This window comes from Pseudomonas sp. PWP3-1b2, from assembly GCF_049896045.1.
In the GTDB taxonomy this organism is placed as follows: domain Bacteria; phylum Pseudomonadota; class Gammaproteobacteria; order Pseudomonadales; family Pseudomonadaceae; genus Aquipseudomonas; species Aquipseudomonas antarctica_B.
The window spans coordinates 41388-43119 of record NZ_JAFCTN010000048.1; the positions used below are offsets into that span (position 1 = coordinate 41388).

General features: G+C 56.5%; 3 protein-coding genes and 1 pseudogene. All 4 read left to right on the forward strand.

The window, feature by feature from the left end; translation table 11 throughout:
- Nucleotides 1-13 precede the first annotated feature (13 nt).
- On the forward strand, nucleotides 14-436 hold the full coding sequence (gene rpsF, locus ACP7A2_RS23475) for a 30S ribosomal protein S6 (protein WP_003236224.1): 423 nt from the start codon (nucleotides 14-16) through the stop codon (nucleotides 434-436).
- Between the two features lie 28 nt (nucleotides 437-464).
- Complete coding sequence (gene rpsR, locus ACP7A2_RS23480; RefSeq protein ID WP_002551829.1) at nucleotides 465-695, forward strand: 30S ribosomal protein S18; 231 nt, start codon at nucleotides 465-467, stop codon at nucleotides 693-695.
- A gap of 36 nt (nucleotides 696-731) precedes the next feature.
- Complete coding sequence (locus tag ACP7A2_RS23485; protein WP_375070886.1) at nucleotides 732-1625, forward strand: hypothetical protein; 894 nt, start codon at nucleotides 732-734, stop codon at nucleotides 1623-1625.
- An 18-nt stretch (nucleotides 1626-1643) separates the two neighbouring features.
- Nucleotides 1644-1732: pseudogene (gene rplI, locus ACP7A2_RS23490) on the forward strand (50S ribosomal protein L9); the annotation flags it as partial.

A 1732-nucleotide genomic window follows, 5' to 3' on the forward strand; every position in this document is an offset into this window, starting at 1 on the left:
GTAAGGAGCATTCATGCGTCATTACGAAATCATCTTTTTGGTCCACCCGGATCAAAGCGAGCAAGTCGGCGGCATGGTAGAGCGTTACACCAAGCTGATCGAAGAAGACGGCGGCAAAATCCACCGTCTGGAAGATTGGGGCCGTCGTCAACTGGCCTACGCAATCAACAATGTTCACAAGGCTCACTACGTGATGCTGAACGTTGAGTGCACTGGCAAGGCCCTGGCCGAGCTGGAAGACAACTTCCGCTACAACGATGCTGTGATCCGTAACCTGGTCATCCGTCGCGAAGAAGCCGTTACCGGCCAATCCGAGATGCTCAAGGCTGAAGAAAACCGCAGTGAGCGCCGTGAGCGTCGCGACCGTCCTGAGCACGAAGGCGCTGATAGCGCTGATAGTGATGACAGCGACAACAGCGATAACGCTGACGAGTAATCCACGGACCTTTTAAGGAGCCTATCAAATGGCACGTTTCTTCCGTCGTCGTAAATTCTGCCGCTTCACCGCTGAAGACGTGAAAGAGATCGATTACAAAGATCTCAACACTCTGAAAGCCTACGTATCCGAGACCGGCAAAATCGTTCCAAGCCGTATCACCGGTACCAAAGCACGTTATCAGCGTCAGCTGGCCACCGCTATCAAGCGCGCCCGCTTCCTGGCCCTGCTGGCCTACACCGACAGCCACGGCCGCTGAGACCGGGCAGTCGACACGTAGTAAGGGATTGAATGCATGCGCGCCTTAGCTGAGTTCATCATGCGCGGTCGCGTGCAGGCCACTCTGGTAGTGGCTGGATGTGCGGCATTGCCGTTGCTTTATTGGTTGGGTGCTGCTGCAGGTTGCCTTGTGCTCCTGCGGCGCGGTTTGAAGGACGCCCTTGGCGTTCTTGCCCTGGGATTGTTGCCGGCCTTGATCTGGTGGCTGCAATTCGGTGATCCACGGGTACTTCTGGTACTGCTGGGGTCATCGAGCCTTGCGTTGGTTTTACGCGCAAGTGAGTCCTGGGTCCGCACGCTGCTGGTCAGCGTGGCATTGGGGTTGGTGTACTCAGTGATGCTTGGCGCGGCTTTCCGCCCGCAAATCGAAGCGCTGTCGCAAGAGATCGTCAAGATCCTGCCGGTGGCGCTCGGGGATCTCTACCAGCAATTGTCGGTAGATGAGCGAGCGCGGTTTGCGTCACTGATTGCCCCGGTCCTGACCGGCCTGATTGCGGCTTTGTTGCAGGTTGTCAGCGTGCTGAGCCTGATTCTTGGGCGTTATTGGCAGGCGTTGTTGTACAACCCGGGTGGTTTTGGTCGCGAGTTTCGCAGTATCAGAATCCCTGCGGGACCGGCGATGTTGCTGCTGGCGTGCATGGTTGTCGGACCGAACTTCGGTCCACAGATGGCCTTGCTGGCGCCGATTTGCAGCGTACCGCTGGTGTTTGCCGGGCTGGCCCTGATTCATGGGCTGGTCGCGCGAAAGCGCCTGGCCAAGTTTTGGCTGGTGGGGTTGTACGTCACGCTGTTGCTGTTCATGCAGCTGATCTATCCGTTACTCGTGGTTTTGGCCATTGTCGACGGCCTGATTGATTTTCGCGGTCGTCTCGCATCGAAAGATGCCGATAACGCGAACGGTGAAGGTTAAAAGTTAGAGGATTTTCACATGCAACTGATCCTTCTGGAAAAAGTCGCCAACCTGGGCAACCTGGGCGACAAAGTGAACGTTAAGGCCGGTTACGGTCGTAACTACCT

Excerpts from the sequence above, each read along its gene's own strand:
- rpsR (WP_002551829.1), top strand. The coding sequence starts at position 465 with ATGGCACGTTTCTTCCGTCGTCGTAAATTCTGCCGCTTCACCGCTGAA.
- rpsF (WP_003236224.1), top strand. The coding sequence starts at position 14 with ATGCGTCATTACGAAATCATCTTTTTGGTCCACCCGGATCAAAGCGAG.
- ACP7A2_RS23485 (WP_375070886.1), top strand. The coding sequence starts at position 732 with ATGCGCGCCTTAGCTGAGTTCATCATGCGCGGTCGCGTGCAGGCCACT.